The organism is Streptomyces sp. NPDC001843 (assembly GCF_042891955.1).
Taxonomy (GTDB): domain Bacteria; phylum Actinomycetota; class Actinomycetes; order Streptomycetales; family Streptomycetaceae; genus Streptomyces.
In genome coordinates this window covers 163,812-179,811 of the sequence record NZ_JBIATQ010000005.1, presented here as the reverse complement: position 1 = coordinate 179,811, position 16,000 = coordinate 163,812, and the positions used below count along the sequence as shown (strand labels likewise).

The following is a 16,000-nucleotide window of genomic DNA, read 5'->3' as shown; positions in this document are numbered from 1 at the left end:
TATGTTGCCACTGTCCCCGGGAGCGGGGAGAGGGGCTAGGGACATGACCAGAAAAAACGGGGACGCGGCGCGGAGCACGATCCGGGACGTGGCGGCGCGGGCGGGGGTGTCCGCGTCGACGGTGTCGCGGGTGCTGGGCGGGGACTACCCGGTGAGCGCGGCCACACGTACGCGGGTGCTGCGGGCGGTGCGCGAGATGGACTACGTCGCCGACGCCCGCGCCAAGGCCGTCGCCGGAGCCGGAACGCCGACGCTCGCCTTCGTCCTGGAGGACATCACGGGGCCGTCGTTCGCGCACATGGCGCACGGCGTGGAGCGCGAGGCGACCCGGCTCGGGCACCTGTGCCTGGTGTGCAGCACGGACGGGGACATCCGGCACGAGCTGGAGTTCATCGAGATGATGCGCGCCCAGCGGGCCGCCGCCGTCATCCTGGTCGGCGGCGCCGCGGACACCCCCGAGTACCGGATGCGCACCCGCCGGATCGCCGACTCGCTGGCGTCGGCGGGCTCCCGGCTGGTGCTGTGCGGCCGGCCGCCGCTCGGCCCGGGAGCGCCGGTGACGGTCATCGAGTACGACAACGAGGGCGGCTCCTACGCCCTTGTCGCGCACGTCCTCGCCCAGGGCCACCGGCGGGTGCTGTTCCTGGGCGGCAAACCGGACCACACCACGGCGCAGGGCCGTGAGCGCGGCTATCTTGCGGCTCACCGCGCCCGCGGGCTGGAACCCGACCCCGAGCTGGTGCTGCACGGCGACTTCACCCGCGACTCGGGCCACCGCCTGATGCGGCAGGCCCTGCGGCGGCGGCTCGACTTCACGGCGGTCGTGGCGGCCACCGACATGGTGGCGGCGGGCGCGCTGACCGCGCTGCACGAGGCCGGCCTTGACGTGCCGGGCGACGTCTCGCTGGCCGGGTACGACGACATCCCGTTCGCCCGCGATCTGTATCCCGCCCTGACCACGGTCCACGTGCCCTACGAGGAGCTGGGCCGCCTCGCCGTGCGGACCGCCCTCGGCCACACCGCCGACTCGGCCGACGAGCATCTGCTGCTGGGCACGCACGTGGTGGTGCGGGGCTCGGTGGCGAAGCCGGCAGGCGCCGCGGACCACTGACGGGTCGACCGTGCGGGCTGCCGACTGCTCGACCCGGTGGTCCGTCGGCGGGTCAGTGCAGGCGGGCGCCGATCGACCGGCGCAGTCGGCGCACCGTCGTCGCGAGTTCCGCGCTGCGGGCGGCGTGTGGGCCGTCGACGGGATCCGGTGTGCGGTCGGCGATCGACCACAGACCGACCTCGGAATCCAGCGGCCCGTATGCGGTATACGGTTCACCGTCGCCGAGGATCCGGACCGGATGGGCGGCATCCCAGGCCTCCCACCCCGGATCCCCGTCGGTCGCGAACCGCACCCATGCCGCGTGCATCGTGTCGCACAGTTCCTGCGGTGCGCCCTCCCCGGCGAGGCGGGCGGACTCCGGCACGTCCCCGGTGTCGAAGACGAAGCCGAGCTCCAGCCCGTGGCAGGCGCCGAGTCCGGGCAGGTTGGAGGGCCAGGCGAACTCGTAGACGTACGAGGACGCGGGGCGGGCGTCGGCCAGGCGATGCAACGGGACGCGCAGCAGGTGGTCGGTGACCAGCTGGCCGACGAGCTCGGAGGGCGAGGCCTTCGGGTGCAGGGCGCGGTAGCCGCGCGGCACCTCGTGGCCGCAGTGACAGCGGGCCATGGCACCGGCCAGGGCGACCGCGCCGAGCCGGTCGACGTGCTCCACCAGCCCGCCCGGCACCAGCCACAGCCGGTACTCGTCCCGGGTCAGCCCATGAGGAGGTCGACGCCGCGCGCGGCTTCGCCGTCGAGGAGGGCCCGCAGCGGGTCTCGGGGCACGAGGTCGCCGTCGACGACGATGCCGAAGGCCGGACCCCCCAGCACCGGGCTGCTGAGTCGGCCGACCTCGGCCTGGGTAGCGCAGCAGCAGCTCCCGGTCGACGGCGGCGAAGGCCTCGGCCGTGGCGGGGATCTTCAGCCGGTTCGCCATGCGGCGCACCATGCGCCGCACCTTGTCGCGTTCGGCGGCCTCCGGGGCCCCGCTCTGCAGCACCGCCCGCCGCACCAGGCCCTGCGCCTGGGGTGCGGCGAGCAGGGCGCCGGCGCTGATGGCCCCGGCCGACTGCCCGGCCAGGGTCACCCGTCCGGGGTCGCCGCCGAAGGCCTCGATCGAGGCGTGCACCCAGCGCAGGGCGGCCAGCTGGTCACGCAGTCCGGGGTTGGCGGGCACGTCCGGGAACAGGCCGTAGCCCTCCACCCCCAGCCGGTAGTTGACCGAGACGAGGACGACGCCGTCGCGCGCGAAGGCACGCCCGTCGTACACCGGAACGGCCGAGGATCCCCTGGTCAGGGCGCCACCGTGCAGCCACACCAGGACGGGGAGCCGGGCGCCGGGGCCCGGCTCGGGGGTCCACACGTTGAGGTTGAGACAGTCGTCGCCGGGTACGACCGGGTCGGACAGGTACTGCGCGAACGCCTCCGAGTACGGCGGTTTTGGCGCCGTTGGTCCAAACGCGACCGCGTCGCGCACCCCGTCCCAGGGTTCGGGTGGCCGGGGCGGGCGGAACCTGCCGGGACCGAAGGGCGGGGCGGCGTACGGGATGCCGCGGAAGACGGCGATCCCGTGTTCGTACCTGCCGCGCACCGCCCCGTACGGTGTGGTGACGACGGGTCCCGTCCGGTCAGCCGTCATGTGCCCACCAGCCCTTCGCGGCGCTCGTGCACCGGTGACACCACAGCACCACATCACTGCCGGTTATTCCGCCGCACGGGACGCCGAGACGGCTATTTGGCGTACATGAGGGTGCCGAAGCCCAGCTGGTCGTAGCCGCCGCTGGTGGAGCCGTAGTCCCCGCCGCCGCCCTCGGGCGCGACGGAGGCCGCCATCTGGGCGATGTACTTGTCGTCGAGGTTCAGACGCCGGTTGTAGTGGTAGTGGAGCATCGCCCACACCGGGCGGGCCTGGCCGCGGGACGCCGAGGAGATCGCCGTCTGGGACTGCTGGGCGCAGCTCTGGCCGGTGCCCCAGGTGTAGGTGGTGAACGGGACCTCGGAGCCGAGGTTGTACTTGGCGACGTACTGGGCGGCCTTCATGAAGCGGCGGCTGTCGTACGAGTACAGGTCGTCGCCCTGGTTCCAGGCCATCTCGCACAGGGCGCCCATCTGCCCCATGCCCATGACGGTGTGCCCCTGGTCGCGGCCGGACTCCTGCCACTGACCGAGGCCGTAGCCGTCGGAGTCGGTGTACAGGTAGGGCACCGCGTGGGCGAGGGAGCCGTTGCCGGCGCCGGACTTGAAGTAGGTGACGGCCTGGTCGTACTTGGCGGCGTCGTCGGTGAGGATTGCGATGGCCATGACGGAAGCCATGTTGCACAGGTCCCAGTTCGCCCAGTAGTTGGTGATGCAGGCGTCGTTGTGGCCGGTGAGGAACTGGTTGTTGAGCGGATGGAAGACGTTCACCATCATGTCCTGGAAGGCCGTGAGGTCGAACCCGCTGTGGCCGCGAATGAGTTCCGCGGCGTTGGCGAACTGCCAGCCGTAGATGCCGGCGGCGAGGAAGCGGTCGGCGTTGCCGGTGAGGGTGGTGAGCGTGGACGCCCAGGCGTTGAGGATCCGCACGGCGCAGTCGCCGTGCGCGGCGGTGCCGGCGACGTTCCAGCGCAGGGCGTTCTGATAGGCGGCGGCGATGTCGTTGTACAGAATGCCGTAGTTCTCGCCGGTGCCGCCGCGGATGATCGTGGCCTGCGGGTTGGGTGTCCAGGTGGACTGGGCGTGGGAGTTCGCGGTCAGTCTGTTCCAGCCGGACAGCCAGGGGTCGTCGCCGGCGGCGACGCGGACCTTGGCCCGGTTGATGTCGCCCCAGTTGTGGATCATTCCGGGGTGGGCGAAGGACGCGGGGGCGGCGTCCGCCGTGGTGGCGGCGGACGCGGTGCCGAGGGCGAGGGCGGCGGTGAGACCGCCGGCGGTCTTCAGCAGACCGCGGCGGCTCAACTCGTCTCGCTGGAGCGGGGTGTGGGGGGAGGTGCGGCTCATGGCGGTGGTGCTCCAATCCGTGGGGGGATCAGCCGGGGTCGATGCTCACCTCGTCGAACTCGGTGGTGGCGAGGGCCAAGGGGTTGCGGGAGCAGACCACGAGGCCCACGTAGTAGGGAGCGTCCCCGAACCCGGTGATCCGGCCGGAGGCCAGGGAGGTCCAGGTGGCGCCGTCATCGGTGGAGACGGCCGCGGCGAAGTCGGTCCCGGTTCGCTTCAGCCGCAGCAGCAGGGGCAGTCGGACGGTGGTCGTGCCGGTGAACGCCGAAGCACCGGCGACGGTGGGGCGCAGCATCAGCTGGGCGGTGTTCCCGCCGGTGACGATCACCCCGGCCGCCTGGTCGAACGGCGACAGGGACTTGGCCATCAGCAGGCCGACCCGGTCGGCGGTGGCTCCGGTGCGGGAGACCAGACGGGCGGTGAACTCGTGGTCGCCCGTGACCGGCTGCCGGACGAACTGGCCGGTCATGCCCTGGCCGTTGACGGTGAGGTCGGTTCCGGCGCCCCGCACGACGAAGGTCCCGTCCTGGTGGGCGGTGCTGCCGGGGGTGCGGACGGCGACCACGCCGAGGGTGCCGAAGTCGCGGTCGTCGAGGACGACGTCGCCCAGGTCGCCGTAGGTCCAGGGGGTGGGCGGGGGTGTGCCGACCGTGAGGGTGAGGGTGCCCGTTCCTTCGCCGGCCGCGTTGCCCGCAGTGGTGGTGACGGTGAACTCGCCGGTCTCAGTGGGGGTTCCGGAGACGAGGCCGGTGCGTTTGTCGACGCGCAGGCCGTCGGGCAGTCCGTGGGCGGTGAAACGGACGGGCTGGTGCGAGGCCCGCAGCAGAAACCGGAAGGTGTCCCCCTTGTTCGCGAACGCGGTGTTCGGGGAGGTGAGTTCAGGTATGGACGGTGTCGGCATCGTGGCGGAGGCGGGCTTCGAGAGCGGGCCGCGTCCGGCGCTGTTGGTCTTGGCGACGGCGTAGTGGTACGTCGTGCCGGGGGTGCCGGTGGCGTCCGAGTACCGGATGCGGGCACCGGTGCCGACCGGCCCGACGCCGGTGGCGACGGTGAGGTAGGGGCCGTCGGCGTCGGTGGCGCGCAGCACCTTGTAGCGGGCGGAGAGGTCCGGGTCGGTCCAGGCCAGTTCGACGGCGTCGGCTCCGGCGCTCGCCCGGAGGTCGGCGGCGGCCCGGGTGGGGCGCGGCACGGACCAGACCTCACCGGAGGCGGAGACGACGCTGACGTCGTCGAAGGCGCCGGTGCCGGTCTCCGCGTAGTCCTCGTCGACGCCGAGACAGGAGGTGAGAACGAGGCCGGCGTATGCGGTGTGCGACAGATCGCATTCCGTCGACCCCACTTCGGTCCACCGGATCCCGTCCGGTGAGATCGCCCCGGTGCAGCGGCGCCCCTTGCGGCTCACCCGCACCCAGTAGGGCGCCCGCAGCCGGTAGCCGTCGCCCGCTCCCTCGACGTACGGGGCCTCGAGCGGGGTCGCCGACTGGGGCAGCTCGCCGAGGTTCGAGATCGGGAAGGAGGCGTCGACCGTGATCGCCGTCTGCTGGGAGAGGGGCACCGGGGTGCTGCCGGTGGCGGAGATGCCGGCGCCGGCCGTGGGCCGTACGGTCCACACCCCGCTCCAGGTGTGCAGTGGCAGGCCCTGGATCAGCATGGCGGCGTGGGCGGCGGCCGGGTCGAGGGAGTCGCGGACGGTGACGCCGATCTTGGAGTACTGGGAGCTGAGCGGCCATACGATCCGTGCGGTCACCGTGCCGTCGCCCCGCAGCGGCAGGTGGACGGAGCGGTAGGTGTCGGCGGTGCCGCTCGCCTCCAGCACGAACCGTTCACCGTCGAAGGCGGCGGAGCCCGGGATCCTCACGTCCCCGAGGTCCTGGGTGGACCAGGGCTCCGGGAGACCCGGTGCGGCCGCGGCGAGGGCCGAGTCGCCGCTGGCGCCCAGGGAGTTCGCCGCGGTGACCGTGTAGTAGTAGGTCCGGCCGGGGCGGGCGTCCGCGTCGGTGTACGCGGGCTTGCCGACGCCGGTGGCGATGGTGTCGTACGGGCCCTCGGGGCGGGTGGCCCGCCGGACGGCGTACGTGCTCGCCCACGCCGACGGCAGCCAGGTCACGGTGATCGCCTTGCCGTCGCCGGCCGCCGTGACGCCCGCCGGGGCGGTGGGCACCGTGGGGTCGGGCGCCTTGGTGCCGGCGTAGGCGAAGGTGCCCCAGCTGGGCAGGTCGTCGTTGCTGCCCTCGACGACTCGGGCGCCGCCGGTGCCGCGGAAGACGGCGGCCTCGGTGTACGGGGTGTCGAGGCCGAGAACACCGGCGTAGTGGGCGTAGGCCATCTCGTAGATCGGCGGCAGGGTGCCGCGGCCGGTGGCGGAGACGACGGTCTTGATGTACTTGCCGGTGCGGTCGAGGTCCGGGGTGAAGGGGACGTCGCCGCCGAGGTTGTAGCGGGCGGCGTACTCGAAGTTCGCGAGGATGCGGCGGTCTTCGTAGGCCCACAGGTCGACGCCCTGGTTCCAGGCGACCTGGGCGATGTCGCCCGTCAGACCGACCGCGAGTTGTTCGTGGCCCTGGTCGCGCCCCGACTCCTGGCCCTGGCCGGCGGCGGTGACGACGCGGTGCGGGACGCTGCCGTTGCCGGCGCCCGCGGCGGCGAACCGCAGGGCGTCCTCGAAGAGGGTGCGCTGCTCGCAGAACACACCGATGGCCAGGATGGACTGGAGGGCGGTCAGGTCCCAGTTGCCGTTGGCGTACAGCATGTAACCGGACACCGCCGGATACCAGACGTCGAGGAAGGACCGCTCGCAGCGGGCGATGTCCGCCTGAGCCCATCCTTCGTAGCCGGTGTGCCGCAGCAGTTCGGCCGCGTTCACGAACTTGAAGGCCTGCAGGCCGGCGCCGAGCGGTCCGTCGGCGCCGGTGATCGCGGTGAGCGAGGCCGACCAGGCGTTCAGGATGTCCCGGGCCTTGTCGGCGTGCGCGCGATCGCCGGTGACGGCCCAGATGAGGGCGTTCTGGTAGGCGGCCGCCGAGTCGGCGACGGCCTGGTTCTGGAAGTTGGTGGGGCCGCGGCCCCAGGAGGTGATCTGGCCGGTGTTCTGGATGGTGTATGCGGTCTGCGAGCGCGCGTGGGCGGCGAGTGCGAGGTAGCCGTCGTATACCGGCGACTGTCTGCCGTCGACCGCCGACTTCATACGGGCGAGGTCGGCGGGGCTGTGCAGCAGTCCGGGGTGGGTGAAGGCCCGGGTGCCGGAGGCGTTCTCGGCGGCCCGCGCCAGGCCGGGCACGAGCAGTCCGCTCGCGCCCGACGCCAGCAGCAGGGCCGCGGCACCGCCGAGGAAGCCGCGGCGGCTCGGTGCGGGGTCGGTCATGACGCGGCCGCCGCCGCGGCCTCGGCGGTGGTGATGAACTTCAGGTTCGTCACGTGCTCGTTGTAGAACCACTGGACGGCGTCGGTGGTGTAGTACCAGCTCGGCTTCTTCATCGAGTCGGCGACGACGACGCCGTTGATCACCAGGTTCTCGAAGGTGACGTTCTTGATGGCGTGGTCGGCGTCGTAGCCCAGGAACAGCGACGGGTTGGCGTGCGTGCCCGTGTAGCTGAGGTTCTTGACGTAGACGTCCTCGATGCCGCGGCCGACCGAGGTGTTGTACTTCGGGTTGAACATCACCTTCATGTAGATGACCTGGCCCCAGCGGAAGTCCTCGATGCGCACGTCCTCGATGCGGACGGATCGGATCAGGTTGGAGTCGCCGGGGTTGAGGGCGATGCAGCCCTGGTAGTTCATCTGCGGTTCGCGGTGATCGAGGATGTCGAGGTTTTTGATGACCAGGTTCTCGATCGTCTCGGGGGCGTCGGTGTTGCCGTGCGTGCCGACGTTGATCGGGTGGGCGACATCGGCCCACAGGGTGCAGTTCTGCACGGTGATGTCGCGGGTGTCGCCGTAGTAGTTCCAGCGGTGACAGTAGATCGCGATGCAGTCGTCGGAGTTGCGCATGAAGCAGCCGTCGAAGACGACGCCGCTGGAGGAGAAGACGTCGAAGCCGTCTCCGTTTCCCTTCGAGCTGAACGCGCGCGCCTTCTTGACGTGGACGTTCTCGCTCTCCCCGAAAGTGCCCGCGTAACCGGCCGGGTTGAGGATGATGACCTCCTCGACACGGATGTTCTTGCTGCCCTCGCAGAGGATGGCGCCGCCGGGGTTCGCGTAGAGGACACCCCGCCCGGTGATGCCGGCCTTCTCGACGTTCTTGAAGTACACCTGGGCGGTCAGGACCGCGCCGCCGGCGAGGTGGACCGTCTTGCCGCTGGGAACCGTGAGGACGTTGCCGGTGACGGAGTGCACACCGGGGCCGAAGTAGATGACGTCCGGGTCGTCGGCGGAGGGCGGGTTGGGGTCGATGTGGTTGCTGATCAGGTGCAGACAGTCGAAGGTCAGGTCGTTGACCTGCACCACGACGTCACGCGGCTCGTCGAGTGTGAACCGCAGGGTGTCGCCGAGGAGTTCGGGCTTGATACCGAGGGCGTCCGGTCTCACCCGGGCCTTGGTGGTGCCGCCGGGGAGGTAGGTGATCTCGACCTCGACCGAGCCACTGAAGTCGAAGTACACCATCGACGAGCTGTACACCTTGCCCGAACCGGTGGTGGGGTTGATCTCCTCGAACTGCGGCCGCCAGATGTCCAGGGTCTGCCAGTCGCCGTCGGGGGCGGTGCGGACCCGCACCTTGAAACTGGTATTCGTCGGCATGCTCGCCGGGCGCTGGTAGGTGACCAGCTTCGGCGCTGCGTTGCTGTCGTCCGCCCGGGCCGCCGTGGCCATCTGCCCGGACAGGCCGGCGGCGAGCACGGTGGCGCCGGCCGCCTGGAGTGCGGTGCGGCGTGACAGGGACGGGTTCATGCATGGCTCCTTACGAGGTGAAAAAGGCCGTGCGGGTGTTACTTGAGACGGAGTGGACATCCCCGCGACGAAGCCGCGTCGGGTGAGACAACCGGTTGCTATAACGGTGAGGGGAGCTTCTTCCCGTATGACAGGCACGTCAAGGGGCGCGGCGAACTTTCGAAAAACCCATCGGTAGCAACCGGTTGCTTCCGCGTACCGGTTGCTATCCGAAGCGCGTTCGACGGATCGCACGTCGTAAGAATCCGGCTCATACCCCTTGCTAGGAGTCGGCAGGCCGTCCTACTGTCCCGTGGAAACCGGTTTCTACAGTTTCTGGAACGACAACTTCCGAAGGAACACGGTCACATGAACTCCACCAGCCCCGGTAGACGGTCCAGGAGCAGGTTCGTCCGCGGTGCCGCCGCCGGTCTAGCGCTGACAAGTACGCTGCTCACGGGCTGCGGCGGATCCGGTTCCGGCGACTCCAAGTCGGCCTCGGGTCCGGTCACCCTCCCCTTCTGGGGCTGGGCCAACGGGCAGGAAGCGGTCGCCAAGGCCTTCAACGCCTCCCACAAGGACGTCCAGCTCAAGTACACGAAGGTCACCGACCAGCTGACCATGCAGAAGCAGCTGACCAACGCCGTCAAGGCGGGCAACGCGCCGTGCCTGGTGCAGAACACCGCCGAGTACGTGACCAGCTGGGTCTCCCAGGGCGCGCTCGCCGACATCACCAAGTACGTCCAGGCGGACAAGGGCAAGTTCAACCCGGGCTCCTGGTCGGCCGCGCAGGTGCAGGGCAGGATGTACGGCGTGCCGACCAGCTCGGCGCCGAACTTCACCATCTACCGCACCGACATCTTCACCAAATACGGCCTGAAGCCGCCGACGACCTGGGACGAGTTCATCGCCGCGGGCAAGGTGCTGAAGAAACACGGCATCGAGATCACCAACTTCGCCGGTGAGGACCCCAGCACCCTGGAAGTGATCGCCATGCAGGCCGGGGCGCACTGGTACGCCATCGACGGCAACTCCTGGAAGGTGGACTTCCAGGACGCCGGCACCCTCAAGGCCGCGAAGGTGATCCAGGAGATCATCGACAACGACCTGGACTCCAAGCTGTCGTTCGCCGACTACGCGGCCGTGCAGCGCAACTACGACAACGGCGGCACCGCGACCCGGCAGATCTCCACCTGGCAGATGGCGGGCATGGTGCAGAACTTCACCAAGTCCTTCGGCAAGTGGGCGCTGTCCCCCTGGCCGGCGTTCACCGGAGAGCCCGCCAAGACCCCGGCCGGCACCAACCTGACCGGCAGCGTGACGCTGGTGACCAAGCAGTGCAAGGAGCAGCGGCAGGCCGCCGAGGCCGCGCTGTGGATGTCCACCGATGCCGGCGCGGTCAAGACGATGGCGAGCCCGACGACCGGCAACGGTGTGATGCCCGCGCTCGCCGACAGCGGCAGTTACGTCGACGAGTCGATCTCGCCCAAGCTGCTCGGCAAGAACTACGAGCCGGCGAAGAAGGTCGTGACCGACAGCCTGAACACGGTCACCACCGACTGGACCTTCGGCCCCGACTGGACGGCGATGTTCACCGAACTGCAGAGCGGCTGGGCGAAGGTGGTCAGCAAGCAGGAGAAGGTCACCGATCTGCTGACGCACATGCAGGAGTGGACGGTCAAGGACCTGAAGTCCCGCGGCATCAGCGTCAAGGGCTGAGGCGGCGTCCGATGGTCCGCTCCCAGCGCTGGAAGGGCGCCGCGTTCACGGTGCCCTTCCAGCTCGGCTTCGTCTTCGTCTACCTGATCCCGATCGGGTACGCGGTGTACCAGTCGCTCTACCGCGAGCACCAGTCCGGGCTCGGGCTCGGCGGCGCCACGGAGGAGTTCTCGGGTCTCGCCAACTACCGGGAGGGCCTGGCCGATTCGGCGTTCCTGAACTCCGTGCTGCGGGTGATGCTCTTCGCCCTCGTGCAGATCCCGGTGATGCTGCTGGTCAGCCTGGTACTGGCGCTGTTCCTGGACGCGCTCTCCTCGCGGGTGGCGAGCCGGTTCCGGATCCTGCTGCTGGTGCCGTACATGATCCCCGGGGTGGTCGCGGCCGTCGTGTGGATCAACCTCTACAGCCCCGACGTGGGTCCGCTGACCCCGCTCGGCCATGCGATCGGGCTGTCCTGGAACTTCTTCGCGCCCTCGATGGTCTGGCCGTCCATCGGCAACCTGCTGACCTGGCACGGCATCGGCTACAACATGGTGATCATCTACTCGGCGCTGCAGGGCGTGCCGCGCGAGCTGTTCGAGGCGGCCCGGCTGGACGGCGCCTCCGAGCCGCGGATCGCGCTGAGCATCAAGGTGCCGTACGTGCGGGGCGCGCTGGTACTGACCGGCATGCTGTCGATCATCCAGATGCTGCAGATCTTCAACGAGCCCGCGCTGTTCCGCAACGTCACACCGCAGACGGTCGGCGACAGCTTCACGCCGATCATGGTCATCTACAACCAGGCGTTCAACGCGGGCAACTACCACTACGCGGCGGCGCTCTCGGTACTGCTGGCGCTGATCCTCGGTGTCGCCTCCTTCCTCTTCTACCGGCTGACCTCGAGGGAGGCCGACTGATGCTGATGACCGAAAACCGCCCGCGCGCGGTCCGCCGGATCGCCGTTCCCGACCGGGCCTCGCGCTCGCGCGGCGGGCAGCGTTTCCTGCTGGCCGGACTGGTCCTGGCCTGCGCCTACAGCCTGTTCCCGGTGTGGTGGCTGCTGGTGGCCGCCACCAAGGACCGTACGGGGCTGTACCAGAGCAACGGGCTGTGGTTCTCCGGCATGCACCTGTGGGAGAACCTGCACCAGCTCTTCACCTACGAGGACGGCATCTTCCTGCGCTGGACGGCCAACTCGTTCCTCTACGCCGGCGTGGGCTCCCTCGGCGGCACGCTGATCGCGCTGGCCACCGGCTACGGGCTGGCCCGGTTCGACTTCCCGGGCCGGGGTGCGGTGTTCGCGTGCGTCGTCGGGTCGTTCCTGGTCCCGATCGCGCTGTTGACCCTGCCCCTGTATCTGCTGTTCTCGAAGATCGGCCTTGTGGACACGCCGTGGGCGATGCTGATCCCCTGCCTGGTCAATCCGTTCAGCGTGTACCTGGCCAAGGTGTACACCGAGGCGACGGTCCCCTTCGAGCTGCTGGAGGCGGCCCGTATCGACGGGGCGGGCGAGCTGCGGATCTTCTTCCAGATCGTGCTGCGGATGATGACCACGGGCGGCGCGACCGTGTTCCTGCTCGCCTTCGTCAACACCTGGAACGCCTTCTTCCTGCCCCTGACCGTGCTGCGCGGCGAGAAGAACTGGACCCTGAACCTGGGTCTGTACAACTGGACCGGCAAGCGCCTGGAGTCCGGCGTCGACCTGACGAGCCTGGTGCTCACCGGGGCCCTGCTGTCGATCGTGCCGATGGCGGTCATGATGGTCGCGATGCGCCGCTACTGGCGGACCGGGGTCACGCTGGGGGCCCTGAAGTGACCGTGCTGCGCAATCCGGTGATCCGCGGTTTCGCCCCGGATCCCTCGCTGGTCAGGGCGGGCGACTGGTACTGCCTGGCGACCAGTTCGTTCGAGTGGTTCCCCACGATCCCGCTGTACCGCTCACGGGACCTCGCCCACTGGGAGTACGCGGGCCAGGTCGAGGGCGCGGCCCCGGGCGGTTCGCTGGCCGGGGTCCCGGACTCCGGGGGGATCTGGGCGCCCTCGCTCAGCTGGGACGGTGAGCGGTTCTGGGTGGTGTACTCCGTGGTGCGTTCGGTCGGCACTCCGTACTTCGACCTGGACACGTACGTCAGTACGGCCACCGAGCTCACCGGGGAGTGGAGCGCCCCGCGCCGGCTGCCCAGCCACGGTTTCGACCCCGCCCTGTACCACGAGGAGGGCCGCCTCTGGCTGCTCAACCTGCAGAACGACCACCGTCCCGGCGGGCGGCGCTTCGCCGGGATCGTGGCCGTGGAGCTGGACCGCGACAGCCTCTCCCCCGTCGGCCGCACGCACCTGCTGCTGCGGCACGACCGCCTGATCGAGGGGCCGAAGCTGCTGAAGCGGGACGGCTGGTACGTCCTGGTGCTGGCGGAGGGCGGCACGGGGTTCGAGCACGGAGTGCGGGTGGCCCGCTCCCGGACGCTGACCGGCCCGTACGAGCTCGACGACCGGCCGCTGCTGACGGCACGGGACGAACCGGCGGGACCGCTGCAGAAGGCGGGGCACGCCGAGTTGGTCGAGACCCCGGGCGGAGAGTGGTTCCTCAGCCATCTGACGGCGCGTCCGCTGCGGACGCCGGACGGTCCGCGCTGCCCGCTGGGCCGGGAGACCGCGATCCAGGCCGTCGCCTGGGACGAGGACGGGTGGCCCCGGCTGCGGCGCGGCGGGTGGCAGCCGGCCCTGGAGGTGACCGTGCCGGAGGTCCCCGCCGAGGACGGTGGGCCGCAGGCTCCCGCCGAGCACGGTGGGCCAGAGGCCCCCTGGCTCACCCTGCGCGCGCCCGCCGACCCCACGTGGACGGACACCACGTCCCGTCCCGGCTGGATCCGGCTGCGCGGGCGGCACGGGCCCGACTCACTGTGGGCGCACAGTCTGCTCGCCCGGCGGATCACCGAGCACCGCGCGGAGGCCGAGGTGACCGTCGAGGCGAGGCCGGCCGGTTTCACCCAGGCGGCGGGGCTGCTCCTCTGGTACAACACCGCGGCCTACCTGGCGCTGGACCTGACCTGGGCGGAACCCGAGGGCGAGGCGCAGTGCGGACAGCAGTGGCGGGGTGCGGGCCGCACCGTGCTCAGCCTGGTCGCGCGGGACGAGGACGACACCCGGCGGGTTGCGATGGTGGAGGTGGGGACGGACGCGCCGCTGACCCTGGGGGTGACCGTGGACGGTGCCGAGGCCAGGTTCTGGTACGTCGACGGGGACGGCCGTGTACCGGTCGGTCCGGCTCTGGACTTCGGCCGGCTGTCCGACGACCACGGTTCCCGGCTGCGGTTCACGGGCGCGACGGCCGCGATTCACGCGGTGGATCTGGTCGACGCCGCCTTCACCGCGGACTTCACCGGGTTCCGGCTCACGTGCACACCTGACCGACCGGTTCCGCTGTTCGAGGTTTCGAAAGTCCCGCCCGCTGTGATCCCGTGAATTCCCATGTCTTCCCGCCGTGTTGACGCGCACCTATGGTAGGAAGCGCTTTCTGCCCGGTCGGTGCTCGGGCCGCGGAAGCAGCGTTGGTCGCAACTTTCGATGGCCCTCGGGCGGGCCGGGGAGGCGGGTTCGGCGATGGTCCGTACGGGGAGCGCGAGCGTGGCGGCCGGTCCGACACTGGCCGTGGTGGCCCGCGAGGCGGGAGTGTCGGTGCCGACCGCGTCGAAGGTGGTCAACGGCCGGGAGGACGTGGCGCCGGAGACCCGCCGCCGGGTCACCGAGGCGCTGGACCGGCTCGGCTACGTCCGCAGGCCCCGCTTCGACGCGGCGAAGGTGCCCGGCCTGGTCGATCTCGTGGTGCACTCGCTGGACAACTCCTGGTCGGGTGCGGTGCTGCACGGCGTGGAGGAGGCGGCGCACGAGGCGGGCCTGGAGGTGGTGGTCTCCGCCGGGCTGAACCGGACCCGGGGCGGCCGCCCGGAGCGGGGCTGGCTGGACAAGCTCATCGCGCGCGGTTCCTCCGGGGTGCTGTTCAATCTGGCGGAGCTGTCGGCTTCGCAGTACGCCTGGCTCGACCAGCACCGCATTCCCTACGTGATGATCGACCCGGTGCACGAACTCCCGCCCGGTGTCGTCTCGGTGGGGGCGCAGAACTGGCAGGGCGGGGTGACGGCGACCGAACATCTGCTGGGGCTCGGCCATGAGCGCGTCGCCGTGATCGCGGGACACCGGCGCACGATGTGCAGCAGCGCGCGGGTGGCGGGGTACCGCTCGGCGCTGGCGTCGGCCGGGGTGCGCCAGCGTGCCGAGTACGTTCGTCACGCGGGCTTCGACGAGACCACCGCCCGGCTGCACACGCACGAACTGCTGGACCTGCCCGAGCCGCCGACGGCCCTGTTCGTCTGCTCGGACCGGATGGCGCTCGGGGCGTACGCGGCGCTGGCCGAACGGGGTCTGCGGGTGCCGGACGACATCAGTGTGGTCGGCTTCGACGACCTGCCCGAGTCCCGCTGGGTCGCCCCGGCGCTGACCACGGTCCGCCAGCCCCTGGCGGAGATGGCGGCGACGGCCCTCAGACTGCTGGTGCGGATGATGCACGGCGAGCGCCCGGAGGGGACACGCACCGAGCTGTCGACACGGCTGGTGCTGCGGGAGAGCACGGCGGCGCCGTCCGCCCGTTCGTGACCTCGTGTACGGCCGGGGCCGGTTCCCCGTGACGGGGCCGGCCCCGGCCGGCGTACCTGGAGCCGTTCCATCCGGGCGGGCCTCGAGGCCCGCCCGGCAGCGGACCGCGAACGACCCGCGGTAGCCCAGCGCGGACAGGTACTGCCCGATGAGCAGGCGGGCGAACTGCGGCTCGTTCACGGGACGCCGGGAAAGGGCGGCTTGACGACGGCCTGGACGGCCGGGGCGAGGCCGCCTTCGATCTCGTCCGACGTCTGCGACCTGCGCCGCGAGGATCTCGTGCGTCCGCGCCGCGGCCTGTTCATCGGTGACCGCCGAACGCAGCAGGACCTGCGGTGCGTCGTCGACCGGGTCGCCCTCCCAGCGTTCGAGGAAGTGCCGTACCAGGGCCTGGGCGAGCTCGCCCGCCGGGACGCCCGTGAGGTCCGGCAGTCGCAGGTCGATGGCGAGTGTCGCGTCGAACAACTGTGCCTTGCTGCCGAAGTGGCGCATGACCATGGGCGGGTCGATGCCTGCGTCCGAGGCCACGGCTCGGATGGTGGTGCGCTCGTAGCCCTGGGCTGCGAATCGTTCGCGTGCGGCGCGCAGGATCGCGGCCTTGGTGCGACCCGAACGCCCGTCGGTGGTGCTGGTCTCGACGCCCTGAGTCATGCCAACGACTGTAGGCCAACGCATGTTGACTTTCCAGTGTGGAGCGGCGCATCATGTCAACGAACGTTG

The 16,000-nt window shown here is 70.6% G+C and carries 9 protein-coding genes and 2 pseudogenes; 6 read left to right on the top strand and 5 right to left on the bottom strand.

The features are described from left to right. The first annotated feature begins 43 nt into the window (after positions 1–43). Positions 44–1,111: a LacI family DNA-binding transcriptional regulator gene (locus ACFYZQ_RS15010; RefSeq protein ID WP_389146675.1), complete on the top strand. Its 1,068-nt coding sequence runs from the start codon at positions 44–46 to the stop codon at positions 1,109–1,111. A 52-nt stretch (positions 1,112–1,163) separates the two neighbouring features. Here ACFYZQ_RS15010 and ACFYZQ_RS15005 read toward each other — a convergent pair. The 4 genes and pseudogenes from ACFYZQ_RS15005 to ACFYZQ_RS14990 form a co-directional block, all read right to left on the bottom strand. After that, a pseudogene (locus ACFYZQ_RS15005) lies at positions 1,164–2,729 on the bottom strand (carboxylesterase/lipase family protein). A 92-nt stretch (positions 2,730–2,821) separates the two neighbouring features. Then, entirely contained in the window at positions 2,822–4,069 is a 1,248-nt protein-coding gene (locus ACFYZQ_RS15000) for an alginate lyase family protein (protein ID WP_389146672.1), read from the bottom strand. Between the two features lie 28 nt (positions 4,070–4,097). After that, a complete protein-coding gene (locus tag ACFYZQ_RS14995; protein ID WP_389146669.1) occupies positions 4,098–7,430 on the bottom strand; it encodes an alginate lyase family protein in 3,333 nt (1,110 codons plus the stop codon). Beyond that, on the bottom strand, positions 7,427–8,953 hold the full coding sequence (locus tag ACFYZQ_RS14990) for a glycosyl hydrolase family 28 protein (protein ID WP_389146666.1): 1,527 nt from the start codon (positions 8,951–8,953) through the stop codon (positions 7,427–7,429). The genes ACFYZQ_RS14995 and ACFYZQ_RS14990 overlap by 4 nt, the downstream gene beginning before the upstream one ends. 348 nt (positions 8,954–9,301) lie before the next feature. Between ACFYZQ_RS14990 and ACFYZQ_RS14985 the strand changes: the two genes are divergently transcribed. From ACFYZQ_RS14985 to ACFYZQ_RS14965, 5 genes are all read left to right on the top strand, one after another. After that, entirely contained in the window at positions 9,302–10,651 is a 1,350-nt protein-coding gene (locus ACFYZQ_RS14985) for an ABC transporter substrate-binding protein (RefSeq protein WP_389146663.1), read from the top strand. Between the two features lie 11 nt (positions 10,652–10,662). Then, on the top strand, positions 10,663–11,547 hold the full coding sequence (locus tag ACFYZQ_RS14980; protein WP_389146660.1) for a carbohydrate ABC transporter permease: 885 nt from the start codon (positions 10,663–10,665) through the stop codon (positions 11,545–11,547). After that, a complete protein-coding gene (locus tag ACFYZQ_RS14975; protein ID WP_389146657.1) occupies positions 11,547–12,446 on the top strand; it encodes a carbohydrate ABC transporter permease in 900 nt (299 codons plus the stop codon). Before ACFYZQ_RS14980 ends, ACFYZQ_RS14975 begins: the two co-directional genes overlap by 1 nt. After that, positions 12,443–14,092 carry a family 43 glycosylhydrolase gene (locus tag ACFYZQ_RS14970; protein ID WP_389146654.1) on the top strand — a complete coding sequence of 550 codons (1,650 nt, stop codon included), beginning with the start codon at positions 12,443–12,445 and terminating at the stop codon, positions 14,090–14,092. Before ACFYZQ_RS14975 ends, ACFYZQ_RS14970 begins: the two co-directional genes overlap by 4 nt. A gap of 138 nt (positions 14,093–14,230) precedes the next feature. Continuing rightward, the gene (locus ACFYZQ_RS14965) at positions 14,231–15,280 is read left to right on the top strand and encodes a LacI family DNA-binding transcriptional regulator (RefSeq protein WP_389147369.1); all 1,050 of its coding nucleotides are present in this window, start codon (positions 14,231–14,233) and stop codon (positions 15,278–15,280) included. A 300-nt stretch (positions 15,281–15,580) separates the two neighbouring features. On the opposite strand, the pseudogene ACFYZQ_RS14960 reads toward ACFYZQ_RS14965, so the two are convergent. Further along, positions 15,581–15,931, bottom strand: a pseudogene (locus ACFYZQ_RS14960) (TetR/AcrR family transcriptional regulator); the annotation flags it as partial. Positions 15,932–16,000: the final 69 nt, after the last annotated feature.